Source organism: Achromobacter sp. PD1 (genome assembly GCF_048541815.1).
GTDB classification, from domain to species: Bacteria; Pseudomonadota; Gammaproteobacteria; order Burkholderiales; family Burkholderiaceae_B; genus Achromobacter; species Achromobacter bronchisepticus_A.
In genome coordinates this window covers 1,592,226-1,617,667 of the sequence record NZ_CP183349.1, presented here as the reverse complement: position 1 = coordinate 1,617,667, position 25,442 = coordinate 1,592,226, and the positions used below count along the sequence as shown (strand labels likewise).

21 protein-coding genes are annotated in these 25,442 nt (G+C 67.5%); 14 read left to right on the top strand and 7 right to left on the bottom strand.

Annotation, left to right across the window (positions count from 1 at the left end):
- The first annotated feature begins 11 nt into the window (after nucleotides 1-11).
- Together ACM1PE_RS07580 and ACM1PE_RS07575 are read left to right on the top strand one after the other, a co-directional pair.
- Nucleotides 12-452 carry a hypothetical protein gene (locus ACM1PE_RS07580; protein WP_059380544.1) on the top strand — a complete coding sequence of 147 codons (441 nt, stop codon included), beginning with the start codon at nucleotides 12-14 and terminating at the stop codon, nucleotides 450-452.
- A gap of 76 nt (nucleotides 453-528) precedes the next feature.
- Nucleotides 529-990, top strand: coding sequence for a GatB/YqeY domain-containing protein (locus ACM1PE_RS07575; RefSeq protein WP_006218783.1), 462 nt, complete (start codon nucleotides 529-531; stop codon nucleotides 988-990).
- 37 nt (nucleotides 991-1,027) lie between these two features.
- Here ACM1PE_RS07575 and dinB read toward each other — a convergent pair whose 3' ends face one another.
- A complete protein-coding gene (gene dinB, locus ACM1PE_RS07570; RefSeq protein ID WP_419342871.1) occupies nucleotides 1,028-2,107 on the bottom strand; it encodes a DNA polymerase IV in 1,080 nt (359 codons plus the stop codon).
- A 102-nt stretch (nucleotides 2,108-2,209) separates the two neighbouring features.
- Between dinB and ACM1PE_RS07565 the strand changes: the two genes are divergently transcribed.
- Nucleotides 2,210-2,632 carry a PaaI family thioesterase gene (locus ACM1PE_RS07565; protein WP_054458193.1) on the top strand — a complete coding sequence of 141 codons (423 nt, stop codon included), beginning with the start codon at nucleotides 2,210-2,212 and terminating at the stop codon, nucleotides 2,630-2,632.
- 36 nt (nucleotides 2,633-2,668) lie between these two features.
- Here ACM1PE_RS07565 and ACM1PE_RS07560 read toward each other — a convergent pair whose 3' ends face one another.
- Both ACM1PE_RS07560 and ACM1PE_RS07555 read right to left on the bottom strand, forming a co-directional pair.
- A complete protein-coding gene (locus ACM1PE_RS07560) occupies nucleotides 2,669-3,124 on the bottom strand; it encodes a BPTD_2524 family lipoprotein (protein ID WP_059378359.1) in 456 nt (151 codons plus the stop codon).
- Nucleotides 3,125-3,191: 67 nt separating this feature from the next.
- Entirely contained in the window at nucleotides 3,192-4,007 is an 816-nt protein-coding gene (locus tag ACM1PE_RS07555; RefSeq protein ID WP_059378362.1) for an IclR family transcriptional regulator, read from the bottom strand.
- A gap of 108 nt (nucleotides 4,008-4,115) precedes the next feature.
- On the opposite strand from ACM1PE_RS07555, the gene ACM1PE_RS07550 reads away from it, so the two are divergent.
- The 3 genes from ACM1PE_RS07550 to ACM1PE_RS07540 all read left to right on the top strand — a co-directional run bounded on the left by ACM1PE_RS07550 (nucleotide 4,116) and on the right by ACM1PE_RS07540 (nucleotide 9,223).
- On the top strand, nucleotides 4,116-6,188 hold the full coding sequence (locus tag ACM1PE_RS07550; protein WP_419342868.1) for a metallophosphoesterase: 2,073 nt from the start codon (nucleotides 4,116-4,118) through the stop codon (nucleotides 6,186-6,188).
- Nucleotides 6,189-6,217: 29 nt separating this feature from the next.
- The gene (locus tag ACM1PE_RS07545; protein ID WP_059378369.1) at nucleotides 6,218-7,183 is read left to right on the top strand and encodes a tripartite tricarboxylate transporter substrate binding protein; all 966 of its coding nucleotides are present in this window, start codon (nucleotides 6,218-6,220) and stop codon (nucleotides 7,181-7,183) included.
- Between the two features lie 123 nt (nucleotides 7,184-7,306).
- Nucleotides 7,307-9,223, top strand: a complete 1,917-nt coding sequence (locus tag ACM1PE_RS07540; protein WP_419342866.1) for an alpha/beta hydrolase family protein — start codon at nucleotides 7,307-7,309, stop codon at nucleotides 9,221-9,223.
- Here ACM1PE_RS07540 and ACM1PE_RS07535 read toward each other — a convergent pair.
- Nucleotides 9,213-10,424, bottom strand: coding sequence for a GGDEF domain-containing protein (locus tag ACM1PE_RS07535; protein ID WP_059378373.1), 1,212 nt, complete (start codon nucleotides 10,422-10,424; stop codon nucleotides 9,213-9,215). The genes ACM1PE_RS07540 and ACM1PE_RS07535 overlap by 11 nt on opposite strands.
- Nucleotides 10,425-10,972: 548 nt before the next feature.
- Between ACM1PE_RS07535 and pgaA the strand changes: the two genes are divergently transcribed.
- Genes pgaA through pgaD form a run of 4 tightly spaced genes read left to right on the top strand, consistent with a single transcriptional unit; the run spans nucleotide 10,973 to nucleotide 17,278 of the window.
- Entirely contained in the window at nucleotides 10,973-13,444 is a 2,472-nt protein-coding gene (pgaA, locus tag ACM1PE_RS07530; protein ID WP_419342865.1) for a poly-beta-1,6 N-acetyl-D-glucosamine export porin PgaA, read from the top strand.
- A 20-nt stretch (nucleotides 13,445-13,464) separates the two neighbouring features.
- Nucleotides 13,465-15,498 carry a poly-beta-1,6-N-acetyl-D-glucosamine N-deacetylase PgaB gene (gene pgaB / locus ACM1PE_RS07525; protein WP_059378380.1) on the top strand — a complete coding sequence of 678 codons (2,034 nt, stop codon included), beginning with the start codon at nucleotides 13,465-13,467 and terminating at the stop codon, nucleotides 15,496-15,498.
- Nucleotides 15,495-16,835, top strand: a complete 1,341-nt coding sequence (pgaC, locus tag ACM1PE_RS07520) for a poly-beta-1,6-N-acetyl-D-glucosamine synthase (protein WP_118934541.1) — start codon at nucleotides 15,495-15,497, stop codon at nucleotides 16,833-16,835. The genes pgaB and pgaC overlap by 4 nt, the downstream gene beginning before the upstream one ends.
- On the top strand, nucleotides 16,832-17,278 hold the full coding sequence (gene pgaD, locus ACM1PE_RS07515; RefSeq protein ID WP_118934539.1) for a poly-beta-1,6-N-acetyl-D-glucosamine biosynthesis protein PgaD: 447 nt from the start codon (nucleotides 16,832-16,834) through the stop codon (nucleotides 17,276-17,278). Before pgaC ends, pgaD begins: the two co-directional genes overlap by 4 nt.
- Nucleotides 17,279-17,340: 62 nt before the next feature.
- On the opposite strand, the gene ACM1PE_RS07510 is transcribed toward pgaD, so the two are convergent.
- A complete protein-coding gene (locus tag ACM1PE_RS07510) occupies nucleotides 17,341-18,585 on the bottom strand; it encodes an MFS transporter (RefSeq protein WP_419342864.1) in 1,245 nt (414 codons plus the stop codon).
- A gap of 182 nt (nucleotides 18,586-18,767) precedes the next feature.
- Here ACM1PE_RS07510 and ACM1PE_RS07505 point away from each other — a divergent pair, with 182 nt between their 5' ends.
- Together ACM1PE_RS07505 and ACM1PE_RS07500 are read left to right on the top strand one after the other, a co-directional pair.
- Complete coding sequence (locus tag ACM1PE_RS07505) at nucleotides 18,768-19,568, top strand: AraC family transcriptional regulator (RefSeq protein ID WP_251880838.1); 801 nt, start codon at nucleotides 18,768-18,770, stop codon at nucleotides 19,566-19,568.
- A gap of 107 nt (nucleotides 19,569-19,675) precedes the next feature.
- On the top strand, nucleotides 19,676-22,273 hold the full coding sequence (locus ACM1PE_RS07500) for a penicillin-binding protein 1A (protein ID WP_187774057.1): 2,598 nt from the start codon (nucleotides 19,676-19,678) through the stop codon (nucleotides 22,271-22,273).
- Between the two features lie 36 nt (nucleotides 22,274-22,309).
- Here the strand turns inward: ACM1PE_RS07500 and ACM1PE_RS07495 are convergent, their stop codons facing one another.
- Nucleotides 22,310-23,023 carry a metallophosphoesterase gene (locus ACM1PE_RS07495; RefSeq protein ID WP_059378388.1) on the bottom strand — a complete coding sequence of 238 codons (714 nt, stop codon included), beginning with the start codon at nucleotides 23,021-23,023 and terminating at the stop codon, nucleotides 22,310-22,312.
- Between the two features lie 177 nt (nucleotides 23,024-23,200).
- Between ACM1PE_RS07495 and ACM1PE_RS07490 the strand changes: the two genes are divergently transcribed.
- Nucleotides 23,201-24,376: a PepSY-associated TM helix domain-containing protein gene (locus tag ACM1PE_RS07490; RefSeq protein ID WP_419342862.1), complete on the top strand. Its 1,176-nt coding sequence runs from the start codon at nucleotides 23,201-23,203 to the stop codon at nucleotides 24,374-24,376.
- Nucleotides 24,373-24,558, top strand: coding sequence for a hypothetical protein (locus tag ACM1PE_RS07485; protein WP_054458208.1), 186 nt, complete (start codon nucleotides 24,373-24,375; stop codon nucleotides 24,556-24,558). Before ACM1PE_RS07490 ends, ACM1PE_RS07485 begins: the two co-directional genes overlap by 4 nt.
- Before the next feature lie 33 nt (nucleotides 24,559-24,591).
- Here ACM1PE_RS07485 and ACM1PE_RS07480 read toward each other — a convergent pair whose 3' ends face one another.
- On the bottom strand, nucleotides 24,592-25,419 hold the full coding sequence (locus ACM1PE_RS07480; RefSeq protein ID WP_059378391.1) for an aldo/keto reductase: 828 nt from the start codon (nucleotides 25,417-25,419) through the stop codon (nucleotides 24,592-24,594).
- Nucleotides 25,420-25,442: the final 23 nt, after the last annotated feature.

Sequence of the window (25,442 nt, the reverse complement as noted above, 5' to 3'; positions counted from 1 at the left end):
GAATGCCAGACATGAACGCTTCTTACCAGTTGTCCGCCGCCCTGCTCCTGTCGCTCGCATGCTCGGCGCAAGCCCTGGCGGCAGACCGTACCGTCCATCTGCCCATGCAGACCGCGATCGACGCCGCCCAGGCCGCCGGCAAGATCGATGGCAGCGTCAAGTTCTACCTGGCCGGCACCGGCCCCAAGGGCACGGTGCTGGAATCCGGCGTCGTCACCAACCGCAAGACCAACGCCTTCGCCAAGAAGGACGAGGACGCCTGCCTGTGGGTGGCCCAATCCGCCATCATCGCGCTGCATGAAGCGGCCAAGAAGGCCGGCGCGAACGCGGTGACCAATATCGTCAGCTACTACCGCAAGAACGAATACAGCAGCAAGACCGACTATGAATGCCATGCCGGCGCCATGGTGGCCGGCGTCGCCCTGCGCGGCGACCTGTCCAAGGTGAAGTAACGCGGAGCGCCGGCCGCTGGATCGCCAGCCGCCGGTTTAAACTGCTTGTTTGTCGCCACACCACAAAGGTTTACCCATGAGCACTGCTACGCTCAAGACCCGCCTCTCCGATGCCGTCAAGGACGCGATGCGCGCCAAGGCCTCCGAACGCCTGACCACGCTGCGCTTCCTGCTGGCGGCCGTCAAGCAGAAGGAAGTGGACGAACGCCGCGACCTGAACGACGCCGAGATCACCGCCATCATCGAAAAGCAGGTCAAGCAGCGCCGCGAGTCCATCGCCGCGTTCGAACAGGCCGGCCGCACCGAAACCGCCGAACAGGAAAAGGCCGAACTGCTGGTGCTGCAGGAATTCCTGCCGCAAGCCGCCACGCCCGAGGAAGTCGCCGCCGCCATCGACGCCGCGCTGGCCGAAGTGGCCGCCCAGGGCGTGACCGGCGCGCCCGCCATGGGCAAGGTCATGGCGCTGCTGAAGCAGGCCCTGGCCGGCCGCGCCGACATGACGGCGCTGTCGCAGCAAGTGAAGGCCCGCCTGGCCTAAACCCTGCCGGGGTTGGCTGCCAGCCGCCCCGCTCGGCTCAGAACGCGGCGCCGAACAGATCGGGCTGGCGCGACTGCTCCTGCGGGTCGGCGAAATTGCTCATCCCCACCCCCGCCAGCCGGTACAGCGTTTCCGGCGGCAAGTCCACGCGTTCGCACAGCAGCCTGGCGACGGCGGCCAGCTCCGCCGCCGATCCAGGCGGACTCAGGCTGGTCTGACTGCGCGTGAGGATCCGGAAACGGTCCGTCTTCAACTTGAGCACCACCGTGCGGCCCAGGGCGCCCTTCTTCAGCGCCTGGTCCCACACGCGTTCCGCCATGCGGTCGATGGCCTCGCCCACCGCGTCCAGGCGGATATCCTCAGAGAACGTGGTCTCCGACGAGACCTGCTGCAAGGGCTGGTCCGTCTGCACCTCGCGCTCGTCGATGCCGCGCGCCAATTCGTACAGGCGCCGGCCGTAGCGGCCGAAGTAATGTTCCAGTTCCTGGGCGCTGTGCGTGGCCAGGTCGCCCACGGTATGGATGCCCAGCTGTTCCAGGCGCGCCTGCGTCACCTTGCCCACGCCCGGCACCTTGCGCACCGGCAGGGGCTCCAGGAAGGCCAGCACCTTGGCGGGCCGGACCACGAACAGGCCGTCCGGCTTGTTCCAGTCGGACGCGATCTTGGCCAGGAATTTATTGGGCGCGACGCCGGCCGAAGCCGTCAGTCCGGTTTCCTCGCGGATCTGTTGCCGGATGACCTGCGCCACCTCGGTGGCCGAGGGCAGGCCCAGCTTGTTGACCGTGACGTCGAGATAGGCCTCGTCCAGCGACAGGGGTTCGATCATGTCGGTATGGCGGGCGAAGATCTGCCTGACCTGGCGCGAGACCTCGCGGTAGCGGTTGAAATCCGGCGGCACATAGATCGCATGCGGACACAGGCGCTCCGCGCGGGCGGCGGACATGGCCGAATGGATGCCGAACCGCCGCGCCTCGTAGGACGCGGCGCACACCACCGAGCGCGGCCCGGTCCAGGCCACGACCACGGGCTTGCCGCGCAGTTCGGGGTTGTCGCGCTGTTCCACGGACGCGTAGAACGCGTCCATGTCCACGTGCACGATCTTCCGTAATTCAATCATGGTGGTGCTGCCCCCATGAGCCGTTCATCGCCTGAAACCCCGTGGCAAAACATATATTATGACCGGCGACAACCGACTTCCCATTCCTGCCCGCAACGGTCCATGACTGCAGCCTCAACGCCCCAAACCGACTACTTCGGCCTGACCATTCCCTTCATGCATTTCATCGGCCTGGTGCCCGAGAGCATCGCGCCGGCCTATGCCCGCACCTCGCTGCCCTGGCGCGCCGACCTGACCAACAGCCGCGGCGACGTGCATGGCGGCACGCTGATGAGCGTGCTGGACTTCACGCTCAGCGCCGCCGCCCGCGGCTCGGCCGACGGCACGGAAGGCATGGCCACCATCGATATGAACACCTCGTTCCTGTCGCCCGGCACGGGCGACCTGGTGATCGAGGCGCGCTGCCTGCGCAAAGGGGCCTCGATCGCTTTCTGCGAAGGCGAGGTGCGGCGCGCCGACGGCGAACTGGTGGCGCGCGCCACCGCCACCTTCAAGATCATCCGCCGCCGCCCGGGCGGGGACTGAGCGCGCCGGCGGCGGCTAGCCACCGGCCCCTGCGCCTCAGTTGGGCAGGTCTCGCGAAGGCTTGACCGGCGGACGCGGATCCAGCGGCATATAGCTGCTGCACGACACCAGGCTGTAATAGATGGCGTCCTGCATGGCGCGCATGGCCGCCGCGTCCCAGGTGCCCTTGCCCCACACCGCGATGCGCACATCGGTGGTCTTGGGGCCGGCGGCCTTCAATTCGACCCGCGTCATCTCGTTGTCGCTGTAGGGCGCCAGCACCTGCACCACGCCGGACTGCGCGCTTTCGTTCATGGTGTCCACCACGCGGTAGGCGTTGTCGGTGCTGCGCAGGCAGGCATTGGCCTGCCGGATCGCCGCGTCGTAGGCGTCCTTGAAGGCCACCGGGGCCTTGAATTCGCTGTGCGGCGACGCGCTGCCGGACGAAATGCCCATCGAGCAGCCTGCCAGGCCCAGGGCCAGCGCCGAAGCCGCGACCAGTTTCCAGTACATGTGTATCTCCAGATCAGTGCCCGCGATTATCCCGCATATCGGCTGCGCGCGATAAGCGCAGCCGCTTTCACATGATCCCGATGCGGTACTCCAGGTTCTTCACCAGGGTCCGCAGGCGCGGGCCCAGGGTCTCGTACACGTGCTTTTCGTCCAGGTTATCGGCCGGGATCGTCACGTTGAAGGCCAGCGGCAAGTCATTGGAGCGATAGCGCATCGGCGTGGCGATGCCGCACAGCTCCGCCCGCCAGTCCTTGCTGACCACGCAGAAGCCGTGCTGATCGATGGCCTCGAACGCGGGCTGCAATGACGGCCCGAAACGCTCCCAGTCCTCGGGAAATTCCTCCGCGAGCCGCCCGCAGATGAGTTCGCGCTCGTCCGGCGTCTGCGCATACAGCAGCGCGCGCCCGGTGGCGGTGCGCAGCAAGGGGCGGGCCGAGCCGATATCCGGGCGCGAGGCGTTCGACGCGCCGTCATGCACGGTTTCGACGTAGACCACCTGCAGGCGGTCGCGGATGGCCATGGACACCGGTCCCTTGGCATAGCGCGCCAATTCGATCATGTCGTGCGCCGCCAGTTGCCGCAGCGTCAGGTGCACCAGCAAGGGATAGCCCAGCGTCAACACGGCCGGACCCAGCGAGTACTTGCCGGTGCGTTCGTCGCGCCGCAGATAGCCCAAACCCACCAGCGTGAATGTCAGCCTGGACACCGTCGGGCGCGTCAGGCCCAGCATTTCGGCGATTTCCTTGTTGCCCAACAGCGGCTCGGCCGCGGAAAAACACTTGAGCACGTCCAAGCCGTTGGAGAGCGTGGAGGCAAATCGCGGATGCGCTTCCAGCGAAGCGCGAGATTCGAGTTCGTAGTTGAGCGGCGTTTTCGAGTGCATGGCGGCCTAGGGATTCGGAGCATTGACAGTATATCGCCTGCCGAAATACAAACATTCCGTTCACTATAAACACTTGAATTCCATTTATTGAAATTGAAAGGCTGATTGATGACGAATTCCTGCTTTTCCCGCCAGCCGCTGGGCGCCCGCCTGTTCAGCTTTGCCGTGGTGGCCGACACCCACGTCAATGAATCGGAAGACACCTGCGCGTCGCCCTTTGCCACCAATGCCCGCGCCAATGCCCGGGCGCGGCACGTCTTCGCCGACATCGCCGGACTGGACCCCGCCCCCGCCTTCACCATCCACCTCGGGGACATCGTCCATCCGGTGCCCAGCATGCCCTCGTTCGAAGTGGCGGCCAACCGCTTCAAGGCCATCGCCGGCCAGATCGACATGCCGCTGCACCTGGTGCCCGGCAACCACGACGTCGGCGACAAGCGCATCGACTGGATGCCGGCCGACATCGTCTGCGACGACTACCTGGACAAGTACCGCCAGGTGTTCGGGCCGGACTATTACGCGGTGGACCATGGCGGCGTGCGCTTCCTGTTCCTGAACGCGCTGCTGTTCAACTCCGGACTGGCGGCGGACGACGCGCAACGCGCCTGGATCGACGAGCAATTGGCCAGCGCCAGCGGCCGCGTCTTCGCTTCGCTGCATTACCCGCCCTACCTGCATGACGCCCACGAACGCGGTTCCTACGACAACATCGACGAGCCCGGCCGCGGCTGGCTGCTGTCGCGCCTGGCCCATCCGCGCGTCGAAGGCGTTTTCGCCGGCCACGTCCACAATTTCTGGTACGACGTCATCGGCGGCGCGGAGATCTACATGCTGCCGTCGACCGCCTTCCTGCGGCACGACTTTTCCGAGTTCTACCGGGTGCCGCCGGCGGATGAGTTCGGCCGCGGCGACGTCGAGAAATTCGGCTACTTCATCGTCGATGTTCATGAGCAAGGCCATGTGGCCAAGCTGATCCGCACGCACGGCGCCATGCGTGGCGAGGCCGAAACGGACCGGGCTGCGGCGCGCACCCTGCCCACCGTCCATACCAAGACCGCCGCCTGTGACGGCATTGCGGTCGAAATGCGGCATCCCTGGGCCGAAATCGTCGAAATCCCCTGCACCGGCGGGGTGCAGGAGTTCGGCCGCAAGCTGGCCCGCAACGACTATCCGCTGATGTCCATGTGGGAAATGGGGCTGCGTACCCTCAAGATTCCCGTGCAGGATCTGCGCGACGACAAGACCCTGCGCCGCGCGCGTCTCATGTCCGACGTCGGCCACCGCTTCGTGCTGACCTCGCTGGGCTTGCCTGACGCCAGACTGCTGCAACAGGCGCGCGAGCACGGCGTGGCCATCGCCGCGATCGAGGTCAACCTGAACGCCCAGGCGCTGGAAGAGGCCGGCGCGGCCCTGCAGCGCCTGCGCGAGCACACCGACGCCCGCCTCGTCTATTGCAAGATCCGTACGGGCGCGGACGACGCCCACTTCGACGGCAAGCACTACAGCCATTTCGTCAACACCGGACTGCGCGCCTCCGAGCTCGAAGCAGCGCAATCCACCCTGCTGCCGCACTTCGCCCAGAAGAACCTGGACGGCTTCACCGTGCGCCTGGACTGGGGTTCCGACCTGATCGCCACGCACCAGCAACTGGCCGCGCAGGCGCGCGACTGGGGCGCGACGGTGAACGTGGGCGTCAAGCTGGCCGACCGCCTGGCGGCGGCGAATAGCGACGACACCGCCATCGCCGCGCTGGTGGCGGAAGCCTTCCTGGCAGCCCGGGCCACAGACGCGGTGAGCTATTCCTTCGACACCTTCATGGACGTGGACCGCGGCTACTTTCCGCGCAACGGCCTGATCGACCGCCGCTACGATCCGCGACCCGCCGGCCTGGCGCTGGCCGCGCTGAACGCGGCTTTTGCAGGGCAGGCCGCAGGCGCCGGATGGGTCGAACGCATCGACGGCGAAGCCGGCCTGCGCCTGTGCCGCTACCGCTACGGCGAGCAGGCCTATGAACTGGCCTACGGCCCCGGTCCGGCCCTCCAGCGCCAGGTCGAGGCCGGCGCGTTCAAACGCGTCGTCGACCTGACGGCCCAGCGCGCGCTGCCGACCCGGGACGATTGGGACGAGTACGCGCGCCTGCATCTGCCCGCCCACGCCGTGCTGCTGATCCAGCGCAGCTGAATCCCCATCCCCCGCACAGGAGCCACTCCATGTTTCGACACGCAATCAAACTCGCGGGCATCCTGGCCGCCGCCTGCCTTCCCATGTTGGCGCAGGCGCAGCCCTATCCCGACAAGCCGGTGCGCCTGATCGTCGCCTACACGCCCGGCGGCGCCACCGACGTGATCGCCCGCATCCTCGCGGCGAAGCTGAGCACAAGCTGGGGCCAGCAGGTCATCGTGGAGAACAAGTCCGGCGCCAGCGGCATGATAGGCGCCGAACAGGTCGCGCGCGCCACGCCCGACGGCTACACCCTGCTGCTGGCCTACACGCCCGAGGTCTCGATCAACAAGCTGGTCTATAAACAGATGCGCTACGACCCGTTGAAGGACCTGCAGCCCATCGCGCTCGTGGCGGATGCGCCGCTGGTGCTGGTCAGCGGTCCCAAGCTGCCCGCCACCACCTACGGCGATCTCAAGCGACAAGGCGCAAAGGCGCCGCTGGTCTACGGTTCGCCGGGCATGGGCGGCCAGCAGCATCTGGCCGGCGAACTGCTGCGGGTGCGTTCCGGCATGAACCTGACCCACGTGCCCTACCGCGGCACGGCGCTGGCCGTGGCCGATCTGGTGGGCGGCCAGATCGACATCTTCTTCGCCACGGCGCCAGCCATCATCGGCCAGATCGGCGCCGGCAAGCTGCACCCGCTGTTCATCGCCGGTCCCCAACGCCAAGACGTCCTGCCTTCGACGCCGACGGCCAAGGAGGTCGGCCTGGACGACTTCGACATTTCCAACTGGTTCGGTCTGTTCGGCCCCGCCGGCATGCCACCGGCCCTGGTGGAGCGCATTTCCAAGGACACGGCCCAGGCGCTGGAGGCCGCCGATGTAAAGGAAAAACTGCAGGGCCAAGGGCTGGCCATTTCCTATAAGCCGCCCCAGGAATTCAAAACCTTCATCGGCGCCGAAATGGCCAAGTACGGCGCCATCGTCAAGGCGACGGGGCTGGAGCCGCAGTAGGCCTGGGGCACGGCCGACAGCGTCCGCGGGCGGTTCGACACCGCCCGCGCCGCTATGGCATTATCGACGGACCACCCGGCGGCCGGCCCCAAGCGCCCGCCGCGGCAACTTCGGAGGTCCCCCTTGTTCTCATTCCTCAAGCGCACCGTCCTGGCCGCCAGCATCATCGGCGTATCGCTGGGCGCCAGCGCCGCGCAACCGCCGCGCGCCTATCCCCTCAAGGATTTCTTCCGCAACCCCGAGCGGGGCTTCTTCCGCCTGGCCGACGACGGCCGCACACTGGGCTTCATGCAGCCCACCAGCGTGGACGGCAATCCCGCCCGCATGAACATCTACGTGCAGCCGCTGCAAGGCAGCACGCCTGTCGGCGACGCGCGCCAGCTGACCAGCGAAACCGTGCGCGACATCAGCAACTTCTTCTGGAAAGGCGCCGACGTGGTGCTCTACCAGAAGGACTTCGGCGGCGACGAGAACTTCCACGTGCTGGCCGTCAACGCCAAGACCGGCAAGATCACCGACCTGACGCCCTATGAAGGCGTGCGCGCCGGCATCGAGGACGATCTGGAAGACGACCCCGACCACGTCCTCATCAGCCACAACCAGCGCAATCCGGAAGTCTTCGACGTCTACCGCGTCAACGTGCACACGGGCGCCGCGGAGCTGGTGGCGCAGAACCCGGGCAACATCGTCGGCTGGCAGACCGACCACGCCGGCAAGGTGCGCGCCGCCGTCGCCAGCGACGGCCTGAACACCACCCTGCTTTACCGCGACGACGAATCGTCCGAGTTCCGTCCGCTCATCACCACCGATTACCGCACCAGCGTCAGTCCGGCGTTCTTCACCTTCGACGACAAGAAGTTCTACGCCCTGTCCAACCGCGGGCGCGACAAGCTGTCACTGGTGGTGATCGACCCCGCCAAGCCCGAGGCCGAGGAAGAGATCTTCACGCCCGACACCGTCGACCTGGATTCCGCCGGCTACTCGCGCAAGCGCCGCGTGCTGACGGTGGCCGCCTACCAGACCGACAAGCCGCAGTACAAGTTCTTCGACGCGCAGACCGAGACCCTCTTCAAGAAGCTGTCGGCCCAGCTCACCGGCTACGACTTCGCCATCCAGGGCTCCAACCGCGACGAGGACAAGTTCATCGTCGCCGCCTACAACGACCGCACGCCCGGCTCGCGCTACATCTACGACGCCGCCGCCGACACGCTGACTAAGCTGGCCGACATCAACCCCGCCATTCCCGAGGCGGACATGTCGCGCGTGCAGCCCATCAGCTACCAGACCCGCGACGGCCTGACGGTCCACGGCTACCTGACGCTGCCCGCCGGCCGCGATCCCAAGAACCTGCCTTGCATCGTGAATCCTCACGGCGGCCCGTGGGCGCGCGACGGCTGGGGCTACAACCCCGAAGTCCAGTTCCTGGCCAACCGCGGCTTCTGCGTGCTGCAGATGAACTTCCGCGGATCGACCGGCTATGGCCGCGCCTTCTGGGAAGCCAGCTTCGGCCAATGGGGCCTGAAGATGCAGGACGACATCACCGACGGCGTGCAGTGGCTGGTCAAACAGGGCATCGCCGATCCCAAGCGCATCGGCATTTATGGCGCCAGCTACGGCGGCTACGCCACGCTGGCCGGCGTGGCGTTCACGCCCGACCTGTATGCCGCCGCAGTGGACTACGTGGGGGTGTCCAACCTGTTCACGTTCATGAAGTCCATTCCGCCGTACTGGAAGCCCATGCTGGACAAGATGCAGGACATGGTGGGCGACCCCGAACGCGACCGCGAACGCCTGGCCGCCACCTCGCCCGCGCTGCACGCGGACAGGATCAAGACGCCGTTGTTCGTGGCCCAGGGCGCCAAGGATCCGCGCGTCAACAAAGACGAAAGCGACCAGATGGTCAAGGCGCTGCGCGCCCGCGGCGTCGAGGTCGAGTACATGGTCAAGGACAACGAAGGCCACGGCTTCCACAACGACGAGAACAAGTTCGAGTTCTACGAAGCCATGGAGAAGTTCCTGACGGAACACCTCAAGCCCTGAGTTCCTCCTCCAGCACCGCCGGGCCGCGCTCCTGCGCGCGGCCCGCGGGACGGCCGATCCAGGCCATCTCGACGCGGTCGCGCCCATGTGCCTTGGCGCGGTACAGCGCATCGTCGGCGCGCGCCAGGATGCCGTCCGCGCCGTCTCCGGACTGATACGAAGCCAGGCCGCCGCTGGTGGTCATCCGCACTTCGCGCCCTTGCAGGTGGAAAGGCGTGTCGCGCAGGGCGTCGCAGACGCGCTGCGCCTGCACCAGCGCGCGGGCCGGGTCGCAGTCGTACATCAGCAGCACGAATTCCTCGCCGCCCAACCGGCCGAAGCGGTCGCTGGCGCGCACCGCCCGCTGCACCACCTTCGAAAAATGGCGCAGCGCCGCGTCGCCAGCGGCGTGGCCGTAGCGGTCGTTGATGGACTTGAAGTGATCGATGTCCAGCACCAGCACCGCCAGCTTGCCGCCGGCGCGCTGGCAGCGCTGCAGCTCGCGCTCCAGTTCGTCCAGGATGCTGCGGCGCGAATAGGCGCCCGTCAGGCCATCGAAGGTCAGCGCAGCTTCCATCTGTTCGGACAGGCTGGTCTGGATCAGAAGCAGCAGCGCCAGGAACAGCCCGGGCACGGTCACCGTCCCGCAGACAATGAAGAACAGGCCCCAGGGACTGGGTTCGAGCAACGACGAGGGTTCTTGTCCGCCGATGCTGTAGACCGCCAGCCGCAGGGCATGCAGCGCGGCCAGGCCGAAGCTCGCCAGCATCAGGTACAGCATCACCCCGCGCGTGTGCAGGCGCCTGCGCTGGCGGAAGAACACCAGGCCCGTCGCCATCATGGCCACGAAGGTGTAGGCGGAAAACAGCAGCATGCGCGCCCGCAAGTCATCCGCCACGTACAGCAGCAGCGCGAACGCAGAGATACTGAGCGCGCCCAGCGCCGCCGTGCGCCGCGCCAGCGGGCGCAGGCCGAAGAACTGCCGCACGCCGACGTAGACCAGGCTGACCGCGCAGACCCAGGCGGCGTTCGAGACCATCACATAGACAGCGGACGGCAGAATGGGCGAGGCGGCATAGGCCAGCAGCGACAGCACGGCCAGCGCGTTGCCCGCCGTGAACGCGCCGACGCCGCCCACGTCGCGGGCGCGCAACGGCGCCAGCAATGGCAATGCCAGAGCCGTGGCCAGGCCCCACATCAGGAAGAAAAGAGAAGTCGTCATGGTGTTTGCCGGCTTGCGCCCCGAGGGCGCCCGCCGTCGCTCGTCATTGCTGTTGCACTGGGTTCATGCGCCTGGAGGGGTTACATCCCACCACCCCTGACGCTTTTTGTTACCCGTACAGCGACAGACCGGCACTACCTGGCGCCCGTCCGTCGCCGCACGCCGTTTCGCCCTGAACCTTTACCGCCCGCGCCAAGACGATTGCGCGGCAAGCGACGAAGAATACGCCACGGCAGGACTTTCGCCATGGCCCTTTGCACTAATTGACAGTTGACTGACAGTTAACACACTTATAATTCGTGCCATTGACGGTGCCATGAAGAGCGCCGCAATCACGCCCCACGGGCGTGGCGCGTACTAGCCATGCACTCCCATTGCGCGAGTGCGAAGGTCCCCGCAGCGGGCGCCGCGCAGTCCTAACCCAATGTTCCTTCCCGTGCCGCCGGCGCCTTTGCGCCCGGTGTCGCCTCGGCTCGCGCCGAAAAAAGGCATGCCCCTGGGCGGCCGGAACAGGAACGCCCCGAGTCGCAACTGCGGAAGTAAGACAGATGCAAAACAGAGGATCGACACCCCTGGGTGCCGTTGGACCGAGACTGAGCCTGCTGGCGGCTTGCGCCATCCTGGCGCCCGCCATGGCGCTGGCCGGCCCCGGCAATGACTATGACGCCCTGATCGCCCGGGCGCGCGCCGGCGACTACGAGCCCGCCCTGACGATGCTGCGCCAGCAAGGTCCGGCCGGCGGCAGCCGCGCCATCCACGACCACATCATCATCGCGGGCTGGGCCGGCAAGCCGGCCGAAGCCGTTGCCGCCTACGAGCAGTTGCCGCAAGGCGCGGCGCTACCCGCCGACATCCAGCTTGCCGTCGCACGCGCCTACCGCGACCTGCAGCGCTGGCCCGAGGCGCTGGCCGCGTATCAGGCGGGCGCGCGCCGCCATCCCGGCCAGTCCGCCTTCCCCGCCGGCGAAATCATGACGCTGGCCGACGCCGGCCGCTACCCCGAGGCGCACGACGCCGCGGCGCGCTGGCTCAAGCGGCATCCCCGCGATGTCGACGCCCGCCTTGCCCTGAGCTACGTTCACGCCCGCCAGGGCGAACCCTACGAAGCGCTGCACCAGGCCGACCTGGCCCTGGCCGCCGCGCCCAACACGTCTTACGTGCTGCGCGAATACATCTGGGCGCTGCAGCGCGCGCGCATGGCCGACGTGGCGCTGGACCTGGCGCGCCGCCACCAGGACCTGTTCGACGCCGGCCAGATGCGCGGCTTCGAGGCCGACGCGCTGGCCCAGCAGGTACGGCTGGCGGCCATGCCCACGCGGTCGGAGGCCGAGCGTTTCGTGTTGGCCGACAAGGCATTGGCCCGTTACGACGAACTGATCCCCGCCTGGCAGCAGCAGGAGGACGCCCGCGCCGACGCGCTGCGCGCCCGCATCGACCGCTTGCACGCCCTGCACGTCCGCGTGCGCATGGCCGATCTGGTCCGCGAATACGAAGCCTTGCTGGCCGAAGGCGTCACGGTGCCGCGCTACGCCTTGAACGACGTGGCATCGGCCTACCTGTACGTGCGCCAGCCAGAACGCGCCCGCGACATCTACCGCCAGGTCGCCGCCAACGATGCCCTGCGCGGCGACGATGCCGAACAGCGCCTGGCGACCGAAACCGGCCTGTACTACTCGCTGGCCGAGGGCGAGCAGTTCAACGAGACCGGCGCCGTCACCGACGAAGTCGAATCGGGCTATGCCCCCTGGCTGTACTACAAGGGCCAGGCCACCCGCATGCCCAACGACCTGAACCTGGAAAGCCGCCAGACCCTGGCGTCGGCCCGTCTGCAGGCCAATGACACCGTCGCCGCCCAGCAGCGCCTCGAAGAGATGGTCGAGAACGCGCCCAACAACTCTGGCCTGCGCAGCGATCTGGCCACCGTCTATCGCGCCCGTTCGCTTCCCCGCGCCTCGGAGGTCGAATTGAAGATGGCCGAGACGCTGGCGCCGCGCAGCCTGGGCGTGGAGAACGGCCAGGGCTTCACTGCGCTGGACCTGCAGGAATGGCGCCAGGCCGAAGCCCTGTCGCAGGACACCATGGCCCGCTCGCCCGAAAACCTGACCAGCCGCCGCCTGGCGCGCGAATGGGAAGTGCACAACAAGGCCGAGCTGCGCATCAACGGCTACCGCGGCCTGGCATCGGACAGCCCGGTCAACGGCAGCGGCGACTTCGGCATCGACGCCGTGCTGTACTCCTCTCCGCTGGACTACAACTGGCGGGTCTTCGGCGGCGGCGGCTATGCCTCCGGCGACTTCGAGGAAGGCCGCGGCAACTACCGCTGGCTGCGCACCGGCGTGGAATGGCGCGGCCGCGACCTCACGGTCGAAGGCGAAGTCTCCACCCACGACTACGGCCACGGCGTGAAGCCGGGCGCGCGCCTGTCGGCCGCCTACGACCTGGACGATTATTGGCAGGTGGGCGGCTCGGGCGAAATCATGTCGCGCGAAACGCCGCTGCGCGCGCTGACCAGCGGCATCACCTCCAACAGCGTGTCGGCCTACGTGCGCTGGCGCGCCGACGAGCGCCGCGAATGGACGCTGGCGCTGTCGCCCTCGCACTTCAGCGACGGCAACAACCGCTGGGCGCTGGGCCTGGCCGGGCGCGAGCGCGTCTACACCGCGCCGCACCTGCTGGCGGACCTGGAGTTCGAAGCGTCCACCCAGCGCAACAGCCATGACAGCAACGTGCCCTACTTCAATCCCCGTTCGGATCTGATGCTGCTGCCCGGCGTGCGTCTCACGCACACCCTGTACCGCCGCTACGAAACCGCCTGGGAACAGATCGGCACCCTGGGCGCCGGCGCCTACACCCAGCAAGGCTACGGCACCGGCGGCGTGATCGCGCTGGGCTACGGCCAGCGATACCGCGCCAACGACGTCCTCGACATGGGCGCCATGATCACCGGCACCAGCCGCCCGTACGACGGCGAACGCGAGCGCGAACTGCGCATCGTGTTCGACCTGACGTACCGCTTCTGAACCCGGTACCGAGTAACGCCATGATGCTTAAAACCCATACCCGCCTGATTCTCGCCGGCCTGCTGCTGCTCGCGATCCTGGCGCTGACCGCCTGCGCCAAGGACATCCCGGTCTACACGCCGCCGCACCAGCGCCCGCTCGCCCCCGCCGAACAGCCCTGGGTCCAGGGCCAGTTCCTGGCCCTGGCCTACCACGACGTCGAAGACGAAGACCCCGACCAGGGCTTTCTCAGCGTGCGCACCGACCGCCTGGTCGAACAGTTGGCCTGGCTGCGCGCCAACGGCTACCAGGCCGTGACCGTGGACCAGATCCTGGCCGCGCGCCAGGGCGGCAAGCCGCTGCCCGAGCGCGCGGTGCTGCTGTCCTTCGACGACGGCTACCGCAGCTTCTACACCCGCGTGCTGCCCATCCTCAAGGCCTATCAATGGCCTGCGCTGCTGGCGCCGGTCGGCGTCTGGATGGACACGCCGGCCAACCAGCGCGTGGACTTCGGCGGCAGCCCCGAAGACCGCAAGCGCTTCCTCAACTGGGACGAGATCCGCGAGATCTCGCGCTCGGGGCTGGTCGAGATCGCCGCGCACACCAACGCCTCGCACTACGGCGCGCTGGCCAATCCCCAGGGCAATACCGAGCCCGCCGCCGCCATCCGCGCCTATGACGCGCAGACCCGCCGCTACGAAACCGAGGCGGAGTTCGACGCGCGCATGGGCGGCGACGTCGCCGCCATCACGGAGAAGATCCGCCGCGCCACCGGCAAGAAGCCGCGCGTCTGGGTCTGGCCTTATGGCGCCGAAGGCGGCTCCACCTTGCGCATCACCGCCGAACACGGCTATCAGCTGGCGCTGACGCTGGAGGACGGCCCGGGACGCGTCGGCCGCCTGATGTCCACGCCGCGCCTGCTGCTGTCCAGCGACCCCACGCTCAAGCCCTTCGCCAACAGCGTGGTCGGCATGGAAGCCCAGCCCTTCATGCGCGTGGCGCACGTGGACCTGGACTACGTCTACGACCCGGACCCGGCGCAGACCGACCGCAACCTGGGCGAGCTGGTGCAACGCATCCTGGACATGCAGATCAACACGGTGTTCCTGCAGGCCTACTCGGACCCCGTGGGAGACGGCCTGGTGAAATCGGTCTACTTCCCCAACCGCTGGCTGCCGATGCGCGCCGACCTGTTCAACCGCGCCGCCTGGCAGTTGCACAACCGCGCCAACGTGATGGTCTACGCCTGGATGCCGGTGCTGTCCTTCGACCTGGATCCCGCCCTGCCGCGCGTCACGCGCTGGCAGGAAGGCCAGGCGCAGCCGGAGCCGGATCCCGACCAGTACCGCCGCCTGTCGCCGTTCGACGCCACCGTGCGCGCGCGCATCGGCGACCTGTACGAAGACCTGTCCCGCTACGCGATCTTCGACGGCATCCTGTTCCATGACGACGCGCTGCTGTCGGACTTCGAAGACGCCAGCCCCGGCGCGCTGGCCGCCTATCGCGCCGCGGGCCTGCCGGGCAGCATCGCCGAACTGCGCGCGGATCCCGACACCCTGCAACGCTGGACCCGCTACAAGAGCCGCGCGCTGGTGGACTTCACCGCCGAACTCACGCAGCGGGTGCGCGCGGTGCGCGGCCCGCAGATCAAGACGGCGCGCAACATCTTTGCCGAACCCATCCTGAATCCGGGCAGCGAAACCTGGTTCGCGCAGAACCTGGACGACTTCCTCGGCGCCTACGACTGGACCGCGCCGATGGCGATGCCGCTGATGGAAAACGTGCCGGCCGGCCAGGAAAACGCCTGGCTGGACCGGCTGGTCGATACCGTCGCGCAGCGCCCCGGGGCGCTGGACAAGACCGTGTTCGAACTGCAGGCGCGCGACTGGCGCACCGGCCCGGGCCGTCCTGAAGCCACGCCGGTCGACACCGCCGTGCTCGCCGGCTGGATGAAGCGCCTGCAGTTGCGCGGCTCGCGCAGCTTCGGCTACTACCCCGACGATTTCTCGCAAGACCAGCCCCGGCTGCAAGGCATCCGGCCCGCCATTTCCGAAGCCTGGTATCCGATCAAATGATAGACCGACTGATTGCCCTGCTGATTCTCTGCGCGGTGCTTGGCGCGCCCTTCGGCTTCACCCTGATGCTGACCGGCGAGGCGCTGCTGGGCTTCGTGTTCTTCTACCCCCTGTTCATGTCCGGCATGTGGATGGCCGGCGGCATCTATTTCTGGTGGCATTGGGAGCGGCACTGGAAATGGGGCAAGGACAGCCAGCCGCCGGTCCTGGCCGGCAACCCGCTGGTGTCCATCCTGGTGCCTTGCTACAACGAGGCCGACAACGGCGAAGAGACGCTGCTGGCCGCGCTGGGCCAGAACTATCCGCACATCGAGGTCATCGCCATCAACGACGGCTCCAGCGACGGCACCGCCGACATGCTGGACCGCATGGCCGCCGCCCATCCGCGGCTGCGCGTGGTGCACCTGGCGCAGAACCAGGGCAAGGCGATGGCGCTGCGCATGGGCGCCATGGCCGCACGCAGCGAGTATCTCGTCTGCATCGACGGCGACGCCATGCTGGACCCGGACGCAGCCGCCTACCTGGTGGCGCCGCTGATCGACAATCCGCGTGTGGGCGCCGTCACCGGCAACCCGCGCATCCGCACCCGCTCCACCATGATCGGGCGCATCCAGGTCGGCGAGTTCTCTTCCATCATCGGCCTGATCAAGCGCACCCAGCGCGTCTATGGCCAGGTGTTCACGGTGTCCGGCGTGGTCGCCGCCTTCCGGCGCGCGGCGCTGGACCGCGTGGGCTACTGGAGCCTGGACATGATCACCGAGGACATCGACATCAGCTGGAAGCTGCAGCGCGACCACTGGTCGATCTTCTACGAGCCGCGCGGCCTGTGCTGGATCCTGATGCCCGAAACCCTGCGCGGACTGTGGAAGCAGCGGCTGCGCTGGGCCCAGGGCGGCGCCGAGGTCTTCCTGAAGAACCTGCGTTCCATCTGGGTCTGGCGCCACCGCCGGCTGTGGCCGCTGATGGCCGAGTTCTGCCTGTCCACCGCCTGGGCCTTCGCCTTCGGCGTGTCGGTGCTGCTGTGGGCCGTCAGCCAGGTGGTCACGCTGCCCAACAACATGCAGATCGCCAGCCTGATGCCGCCCGCCTTCACCGGCATGATGCTGGCCGTGGTCTGCCTGCTGCAATTCGTCGTCAGCATCCTGATCGACCGCCGCTACGAGCCCGGCCTGGCCCGCTCGCTGTACTGGGTCATCTGGTATCCGCTGGCCTTCTGGATGGTGAGCCTGTTCACCACCCTGGTCAGCTTCCCCAAAGTCATGCTCCGCAAGCAGGCCCGGCGCGCGCGCTGGACCAGCCCGGACCGGGGCATCAAATCACCGGACGCAACGTCATGATCATCACCACGCAACGTTCCCGCGCAGGCTATCTGTTCGACCTGGTCCTGACCGCCATCGGCTGGTTCGCCTTCGTGTATCTGTTCGGAGCCGGCATCCTGGCGATCCTGCGCGCCGCCGCCGGCGGCCCCGATGTCTCGCTATGGCCGGTGTTCCTGCCCACCGTGCACACGCTCTGGGGCTATGCGCTGCTGGCGCTGATCAACGCGGGCGTGCTGGTGGGCTGGGCCGTCTACAACCACCGCAAGTTCGCCGGCCGCGACCGCCGCAAGCCGATCAAGCCGGTGGGCGACCGCCGCGTGGCGGCCAGCTTCGCGATCAGCACGGCGCAGCTGATGCAGGTGCGTTCCGCGCACACCTGCATCGTCCACCACGGCGCGGCCGGCGACATCACCGGCATCGAAATCGGCCGCCCTCGCCTGAACGCGGTGCAGGCCGGCTGATGTTATCGCTGTCTGGCGCCGCAAGCCGGATGGCTTGACCGCGCCAGGCCCGGCGCCCGCCTTCAGCGGCGCGCCTTCTCCACATTCGGCAGCAGGATCGCGACCACGCCCAGCAGCGGCAGATAGGCGCAGACCTGGTACACGTAGCCGATGCTGGTGGCGTCGGCCAGCTTGCCCAGCGCCGCGGCGCCCACGCCGCCCATGCCGAAGGCAAAGCCGAAGAACAGTCCGGCGATCATCCCCACCTTGCCCGGCACCAGCTCCTGCGCATAGACCACGATGGCCGAGAACGCCGAGGCCAGCACCATGCCGATGATCACCACCAGCACGCCGGTCCAGAACAGGTTCATGTAGGGCAGCAGCAGCGTGAACGGCGCCACGCCCAGGATCGACACCCAGATCACGATCTTGCGGCCGATGCGGTCGCCGACCGGCCCGCCCACCACCGTGCCTACCGCCACCGCGGCCAGGAACAGGAACAGGTAGAGCTGCGCCTCGCGCACCGACAGCGCGAACTTGTCGATCAGGTAGAAGGTGAAATAGCTGTTCAGGCTGGCCAGGTAGAAATACTTGGAGAACACCAGCACGCCCAGCACCGCCAATGCGCCCAGCACCTGGTTGCGCGACAGCCCGTTGCCCGCGCCCTCGCGCCGCGCGCGCGGCTTGAGCAGCACGCGGTTGGCGCTGTACCAGCGGCCGATGCCGGTCAGCACCACGATGCCGAACAGCGCCGCCAGCGAAAACCAGGCCACGCTGCGCTGCCCGTGCGGAATGATGAACAACGCGGCCAGCAGCGGCCCCAGCGCCGAGCCCACATTGCCGCCCACCTGGAACAGCGACTGCGCCAATCCATGGCGTCCGCCGGACGCCATGCGCGCCACGCGCGAGGACTCCGGATGGAACACCGACGAGCCCGTGCCCACCAGCACCGCGGCCACCAGCAGCCAGCCGAACGACGGCGCCATCGACAGCAGCAACAGCCCCAGCAGGGTGAAGCCCATGCCCACCGGCAGCGAGTACGGCTTGGGGTTGCGGTCCGTATAAAAGCCGATGAAAGGCTGCAGCAGCGAGGCCGCAAGCTGATAGACCAGGGTGATCAGGCCGATCTGCGCGAACGACAGGCTGAACGAATCCTTCAGCATGGGATAGATGGCCAACAGGATCGACTGGATCATGTCGTTCATCAGGTGCGCCACGCTGATCGCGCCCAGCACCTTGAAGGCGGTGGACGGATCCGATGAGGCGGCGAGCGGTGGAGCCGTATTGGCGGCGGTGACGCCGGCGGCGGAATTCTGCGGTGGATTCATGGGTGGCGGACGCGGATAAAGTGGGAGCATGCCCGGCAGCGCGCCGGGACCTGTAGCCAGTGTAGGAATCCGGGACGGAACCGATCTGCCAATTTTCGTCGCACAAGTGACAAAATACGGTGACAAAAACCGCAAATCACGCCTGAGCCGCCCTGCTCATCCTTATGCCGGAAGTGACACGCATGCCCGCCCGACTCCTTTTGCCCGACCCCGCCCGCAGCGTCAATCCGCAGGACTACCAGCATCGGCCGCGCGCCGTCACGGCCATGGCCAAGGAATTCCCGCCGGGCACCCGCACGGGCACCCACTCGCACCCCCGAGCGCAACTGGTCTACGCGGTCGAAGGCGTCATGCGCGTCACCACGCCCAGCGGCTTCTGGGCCCTGCCGCCGCTGCGCGCGCTGTGGGTGCCTGCCGGCGTGCCGCATGGCGTGGACATGGTGGGCGCGGTATCCATGCGTTCGCTCTACCTCGAAGCCGAGACCGCCCGCGACTACTGGCCGCAGTGCCAGGTGGTCGAGGTCGGCGGCCTGCTGCGCGAGCTGATCCTGGCCCTGACCGCCGAGCCCATCGACTATCCGCTGGACGGCCGCGCCGGGCAGGTCGCCGCCCTGCTGCTCTCCGAACTGGCCGCCGCCCGCGTGGCGCCGCTGCAGATCCCCTGGCCGCGCGACCGCCGCCTGCAGACCATATGCGCGGCCATCCTGGACGATCCCGGACTGCAGCGCGGCATCGAAGACTGGGGCGACGAAGTCGGCGCCAGCGCGCGCACGCTGATCCGCCTGTTCCAGGCGGAACTGGGGCTGAACTACCGGCAGTGGGTGCAGCAGGTCCGGCTGGCCGAGGCGGTGTGCCGGCTGTCGCAGGGCGTGCCGGTCGCGCGCATCGCCGCCGACCTGGGCTACCGCAGCGCCAGCGCCTTCTCGGCCATGTTCCACCGCGCGCTGGGCGCGCCGCCGCAACGTTACCTGAACAATAGCTGACGCCTGCAACCGGATTTGGCGTCATCCGCGACGCAATTCATGTTTAGTTACTGAAACCTTATGACCCTCTGGGCGGTCCATCGTGTTCTGCCCTAGAATCGCCTGCAATGAGCACCCCCCAGCAATCCTCCGCCACCCCGGGCGGCAAACCGGGCCTCCCCTGGAAACGTATCCTCGTCAAGACCGGCGTGGCCGCCGGCGGCCTCGCCGTGTGCGGCGGCATCGCGCTCGGCCTGGCGCTGGCCCTGGCCTGGCCCAGCCTGCCCGACCTGCACGCCATGACGGACTACCGCCCGCGGGTGCCGCTGCGCATCTACACGGCGGACAAGGTGCTGATCGGCGAATACGGCGAAGAGCACCGCAACGTGCTGCGCTTTGACGAAATTCCGCCCGTAATGCGCCAGGCGGTGCTGGCGGCCGAGGACGACCGCTTCTACAGCCACGGCGGCGTCGACTGGATGGGCGTGGCGCGCGCGGTGCTGACCAACCTCGTCAAGGGCTCCAAGAGCCAGGGCGGCAGCACCATCACGATGCAGGTGGCGCGCAATTTCTACCTGTCGTCGGAAAAGACCTATTCGCGCAAGTTCTATGAACTGCTGCTGACGTTCAAGATCGAATCCGAGCTCTCCAAGGACCAGATCCTCGAGCTCTACATGAACCAGATCTACCTGGGCCACCGCGCCTATGGTTTCGCGGCCGCCTCGCGCACCTATCTGGGCAAGCCCCTGTCGGAAGTCACGCCGGCCGAGGCCGCCATGCTCGCCGGCATCCCCAAGGCGCCGTCGCGCTTCAACCCCATCACCAATTTCCCGCGCGCCGAGATCCGCCAGCACTACGTGCTGGGCCGCATGAAAACGCTGGGCTATCTCACGCCCGAACAGGCCGACGAAGCGCTCAAGCAGCGCCTGACCATCCGCGGCGCGGACGGCGCCAGCGCGCGCGGCTTCGCGATCCACGGCGACTACCCAGCCGAATTGGCGCGCCAGCTGATGTACGGCGTGTTCCAGGAACAGACCTACAGCAAGGGCATCGACGTCTACACCACCATCGATTCCAAGGACCAGGAAGCCGCCTACCGCGCCGTGCGCGACGGCGTGATGGACTACACGCGCCGCGCCGTCTATCCGGGTCCGGAAGACCAGATCGACCTGCCCGAGGGCGTCGAGCAGGACCCGGCCGCGCTGGATGAAATCCTGGACGGCGTGCAGGAAAAAACGCCTGACAGCGAAGACCTGCTGACCGCCGTGGTGCTGGCCGCCAGCCCCACCGAAGTGACGCTGGCGCGCAGCGCGCGCGACATCATCACCATCAATGACAAGAAGGCGCTGGCGGTGGTGGCGCGCGCCCTCAACCCCAAGGCCAGCGACAGCCAGCGGCTGCGCCGCGGCTCGGTCGTCTACATCCACAAGAACGGCGACGGCTGGGAAATCATCAACATGCCGACGCTGCAGGCGGCGCTGGTCTCGATGGTGCCCCAGGACGGCGCCATCCGCGCCATGATCGGCGGCTTCGACTACAACCGCGGCGGCTTCAACCGCGTGACGCAAGCCTGGCGCCAGCCCGGCTCCAACATCAAGCCCTTCGTCTACGCCGCGGCGCTGGAGCGCGGCCTGACCCCGGCCACCCAGATCTCCGACCAGCCCTTCATGCTGACCGCGGAGCAGACCGGCTCCAAGGCCTGGCAGCCCAAGAACGACGGCAACAAGTACGAACCCATGCTGACCCTGCGCCAGGGCCTCATGCGTTCCAAGAACATGGTGTCGATCCGCATCCTGCAGGCCATCTCGCCGCAGTATGCGCAGGACTACCTGACCCGCTTCGGCTTCGACAAGTCGCGCTGGCCGGCCGTGCTGCCGCTGGCGCTGGGCGCCGGCGGCGCCACGCCGCTGCAGGTGGTCAACGGCTACAGCGTATTCGCCAATGGCGGCTACCGCGTCACCCCCTATCTGGTGGACCGCGTCACCGACCGTTCGGGCAACGTGCTGATGCAGGCGCAGCCGGTCGTCGCCGGCGACGCCCTGGCGCGCGCCATCGATCCCCGCACCGCCTGGGTCATGGACGACATCCTGCGCGGCGTCACGGTCAGCGGCACCGCCGCCCGCGCGCACCAGGTGCTCAAGCGCAACGACATCGGCGGCAAGACCGGCACCACCAACGAGGCCGTGGACGTGTGGTTCTCGGGCTTCACGCCCAGCCTGGCCACCACCGTCTGGATGGGCTTTGACCAGCCCAAGTCGCTGGGCACCAACGAATTCGGCAGCGGCCTGGCGCTTAGCACCTGGCTGGACTACATGCAGCCGGCGTTGAAGGGCGTGCCGGAAGCCAAGCCCGCGCCGCGGCCGGACGGCCTGATCGTGGACAACGGCGAATACTATTTCTCGGAATTCCCGCCGGGCCAGGCCGTGGCCTCGCTGGACCTGTCCTCGGGCGACGCGCTGACCGATTTCCTGAACAACAACCGTTCGACGGACGGCGTGGACACCTCGGTCAAGCCCCTGCCGCCCGGCGGCGGCGCAATGCCGCAAAGCAGTCCCGCCCAACCGCCGGTGGCCGTGCCCGTTCCCGTGGCCCCTGCCGGCGGCGCGCCGGCAGGCAACGCGCCGCCCGCCATCCCGCCCATCCCCGTGCCGCGCGTGGACGCGGACGCCCCCGCCCGCGCCAGCGCCGTCAGTGGCGCCGCGCCGGTGGCCGCCCGGCCGCTCTGACCGCGGCCGGCGCCAGCCGCCGGGAATCCAGGCCTGCTATTCCTGCTCCGCGAGTTCGGTCACGACCTCGCGCGGCCAGGCCCGCAGGGATTCCAGGTCCAGGAAAGTGAAGTAGCCGGATTTCCAGCCTTCGGTATCGATGTGGTAGACGTTGCCCAGCAGCAGCGGCGCCGGGACCGGCGTGTGTCCGGCCACCACCGCCCGCACCCCGCGGATGCCGGTGCGGTCCATTTGCCGCAGGCGGTCGCGCGACCACTGGCAGGCGGCGCTGGTGCGCCGGTAGCGATCCTGCAAGGCGGATTCCAGCCGCGGCCAGAACAGCACCGGACAATCCGCGTGCAGCAGCCCCACCGCGCCGTCCAGGGTTTCAACCTCGATGGCGATGGGCAATTGCGCAAAAGCCTCGGCAAAGACCTTTTGGCGATCAGCAGGCAGATCCAGGAACCAGCCGCCGCCGTAGCCGCGCCAGTTGTCCACGTCCACCTGCCCCGTACGCACGTGGCGGATCGCGTAATCCTCGTGATTGCCCTGGACCGCGTGGAACCATGGCCGCGCCAGCCACTCCAGGGCGGCCTCGCTTTCCGGCCCCCGGTCCACCAGGTCGCCGACCGAAAACAGGCGGTCCCGGGACGGATCGAAGCCGAACTCGTCCAGGCTTTCCTGCAGGCGGGAAAAATGCCCATGCAAATCGCCCACCGCGAAATCGCGGCCTAGCTCGTTGCGCGGGACTTTGAGAAAACGCTGCTCCATGATGATCCGGGGCTACCACTGGTTGATGCTCGATCCCTCTTTTTAACCCGCTTTCGCGCCGCCCCATCCATCCCCTTTTGCCCCGTCATGGTCAAAATTTGGTTACGAGAATCGAAACCATTCGCGATAATATTCAGCTTTCTCAAATCCGCGCCTGCAAGGGCCCCGCCCTCCCCCATGACTGCCGCGTCCACCATCAAAACCTGGTATCTGGTCCATAAATGGACCAGCCTGGTCTGCACGATATTCCTGCTCGTCATCTGTCTTACCGGCTTGCCGCTGGTGTTCCACCACGAGATCGAACATTGGCTCGACGACGGCAAGCCGCTGTCCGACGTGCCGGCCTCGACCCCTCGCGCCGACCTGGACAAGCTGGTCGGCAGCGCCCGCGCCATGTATCCGGGCGAGGTCGTCGACTATCTGTTCTTCGATCCCGACGAGCCGCAGGTCTACGTGGGCATGGCGAAAACGCCCGGCGACGGCCAGGTATCCGGCCACGCGGTGCGCATGGACGCCCGCACCGGCGACGTGCTGCTGGACGGCCCGCTCTACACCCAGGACAAATTTTCCTTCATGGGCATCATGCTGGCGTTGCACGTGGACCTGTTCGCGGGGCTGCCCGGCGAGCTGTTCCTGGGCTTCATGGGGCTGCTGTTCTGCGTGGCGATCGTTTCCGGCGTGGTGCTCTATGGCCCCTTCATGAAGAAGCTGGAATTCGGCACGGTACGCGTCGCCCGCTCCACCCGCCTGAAATGGCTGGACCTGCACAACCTGCTGGGCATCGTGACGCTGGTCTGGGCCTTCGTGGTGGGCGTGACCGGCGTGATCAACGAACTCTCCACGCCGCTGTTCCGCCTGTGGCAGTCCACCGAACTGGTGCGCATCCTGGAACCCTACAAGGGCCAGAGCGTCCCCACCGAGCTGGCCTCGGCCCAAGGCGCGGCCGATACGGCCAGAAAGGCGCTGCCCGGCAACGAGGTATCGTTCATCGCCTTCCCCGGCAACGCCTTCGGCAGTCCCCACCACTACATCACCTGGATGCGCGGCGACACGCCGCTTACCTCCAAGCTGAATACGCCCGTGCTGGTGGACGGCAAGACCGGCGAACTGACCACCGTGGCCAAGATGCCCTGGTACCTGACCGCGCTGGAACTGTCGCGGCCCCTGCACTTCGGCGATTACGGCGGCATGCCGCTGAAGATCATCTGGGCGCTGCTGGACGTCATCACCATCATCGTGCTGGTCAGCGGCCTCTATCTCTGGCTGGCCCGCCGCCGCGCCACCGAGGCGCGCATCGCCGAACTCGTGCGCAAGCACCAGGCCGCCACCATCCCGAAAAGGACTCCCGCATGAGCAAGACGGCCCGTGGTTTCATGTTTGTCTGGGGCGCGCCGATCCTGCTGGGCGTGCTCAGCGTGTTCGGCCTGCTGGCCGCCCTGCTGGGCACGGGAGGCTGGCACTGGGCGTCCTGGATCGCCCTGGCCATCCTGCTGGCGGTCATCGTGCGCTACTGGGTGTTCCCGCTGCAGCGCTAGACGCGACCGCCAGGCCCGTGCCGGCGTCCGGCATTATTTGCCGAAGGTCTCGGGGTCCGGCCCCAGGCGCGCGCCTTGCTTGATGCCGTCGATGGCGGCCATGTCGGCCGCCGACAGTTCGAAGTCGAAGACGTCGATGTTCTCGCGGATGCGGGCGGGCGTCACCGACTTCGGGATCACGATCAGATCGTGCTGCAGATGCCAGCGCAGCGTCACCTGGGCCGGCGACTTGCCGTGCTTCCTGGCCAATTCCAGGATGACCTTGTCCTTGGCCACGCCGCCCTGGGCCAAGGGGCTCCATGACTCCGTCGCGATGCCGTGCTTGGCGTGGAAAGCCCGCAGCGCCTGCTGGGTGAAGCCGGGGTGCAGTTCCACCTGGTTCACGGCCGGCGTCACGCCAGACGCGTCGAGCAGCCGCTCCAGGTTGGCCTGGGTGAAGTTGGACACGCCGATCGAGCGCGCGCGGCCGTCTTCCTTCATTTCGATCATGGCCTTCCAGGCATCCAGGAACTTCGTGCTGCCGGCGACGGGCCAATGGATCAGGTACAGGTCCACATAGGCCAGGCCCAGCTTTTCGAGGCTCTCGTCCATGGCCTTATGGGCCTCGTCGTAGCCGTGCCTGTCGTTCCAGAGCTTGGTCGTGACGTACAGATCCTTGCGCGCCACGCCGGCCGCGCGCAAGCCCGCGCCCACGCCAGCCTCGTTGCCATAGATGGCCGCGGTGTCCACCGAGCGGTAGCCTGCCGCCAGCGCCTCTTTCACGCTTGCGGCGGCCTGATCGTTCGGCACCTGCCAGACGCCCAGGCCCAACTGGGGAATCTTGCCGCCGTCGTTCAATTGCATTGCCGGTACTTTCGCCATAAGACCCTCCGTAGCTTGCGACG

Bases quoted from the DNA above. Each gene is read 5' to 3' on its own strand.
- ACM1PE_RS07580 (WP_059380544.1), top strand. From the start codon at position 12: ATGAACGCTTCTTACCAGTTGTCCGCCGCCCTGCTCCTGTCGCTCGCA.
- ACM1PE_RS07575 (WP_006218783.1), top strand. From the start codon at position 529: ATGAGCACTGCTACGCTCAAGACCCGCCTCTCCGATGCCGTCAAGGAC.
- dinB (WP_419342871.1), bottom strand. From the start codon at position 2,107: ATGATTGAATTACGGAAGATCGTGCACGTGGACATGGACGCGTTCTAC.
- ACM1PE_RS07565 (WP_054458193.1), top strand. From the start codon at position 2,210: ATGACTGCAGCCTCAACGCCCCAAACCGACTACTTCGGCCTGACCATT.
- ACM1PE_RS07560 (WP_059378359.1), bottom strand. From the start codon at position 3,124: ATGTACTGGAAACTGGTCGCGGCTTCGGCGCTGGCCCTGGGCCTGGCA.
- ACM1PE_RS07555 (WP_059378362.1), bottom strand. From the start codon at position 4,007: ATGCACTCGAAAACGCCGCTCAACTACGAACTCGAATCTCGCGCTTCG.
- ACM1PE_RS07550 (WP_419342868.1), top strand. From the start codon at position 4,116: ATGACGAATTCCTGCTTTTCCCGCCAGCCGCTGGGCGCCCGCCTGTTC.
- ACM1PE_RS07545 (WP_059378369.1), top strand. From the start codon at position 6,218: ATGTTTCGACACGCAATCAAACTCGCGGGCATCCTGGCCGCCGCCTGC.
- ACM1PE_RS07535 (WP_059378373.1), bottom strand. From the start codon at position 10,424: ATGACGACTTCTCTTTTCTTCCTGATGTGGGGCCTGGCCACGGCTCTG.
- pgaA (WP_419342865.1), top strand. From the start codon at position 10,973: ATGCAAAACAGAGGATCGACACCCCTGGGTGCCGTTGGACCGAGACTG.
- pgaB (WP_059378380.1), top strand. From the start codon at position 13,465: ATGATGCTTAAAACCCATACCCGCCTGATTCTCGCCGGCCTGCTGCTG.
- pgaC (WP_118934541.1), top strand. From the start codon at position 15,495: ATGATAGACCGACTGATTGCCCTGCTGATTCTCTGCGCGGTGCTTGGC.
- pgaD (WP_118934539.1), top strand. From the start codon at position 16,832: ATGATCATCACCACGCAACGTTCCCGCGCAGGCTATCTGTTCGACCTG.
- ACM1PE_RS07510 (WP_419342864.1), bottom strand. From the start codon at position 18,585: ATGAATCCACCGCAGAATTCCGCCGCCGGCGTCACCGCCGCCAATACG.
- ACM1PE_RS07505 (WP_251880838.1), top strand. From the start codon at position 18,768: ATGCCCGCCCGACTCCTTTTGCCCGACCCCGCCCGCAGCGTCAATCCG.
- ACM1PE_RS07500 (WP_187774057.1), top strand. From the start codon at position 19,676: ATGAGCACCCCCCAGCAATCCTCCGCCACCCCGGGCGGCAAACCGGGC.
- ACM1PE_RS07495 (WP_059378388.1), bottom strand. From the start codon at position 23,023: ATGGAGCAGCGTTTTCTCAAAGTCCCGCGCAACGAGCTAGGCCGCGAT.
- ACM1PE_RS07490 (WP_419342862.1), top strand. From the start codon at position 23,201: ATGACTGCCGCGTCCACCATCAAAACCTGGTATCTGGTCCATAAATGG.
- ACM1PE_RS07485 (WP_054458208.1), top strand. From the start codon at position 24,373: ATGAGCAAGACGGCCCGTGGTTTCATGTTTGTCTGGGGCGCGCCGATC.
- ACM1PE_RS07480 (WP_059378391.1), bottom strand. From the start codon at position 25,419: ATGGCGAAAGTACCGGCAATGCAATTGAACGACGGCGGCAAGATTCCC.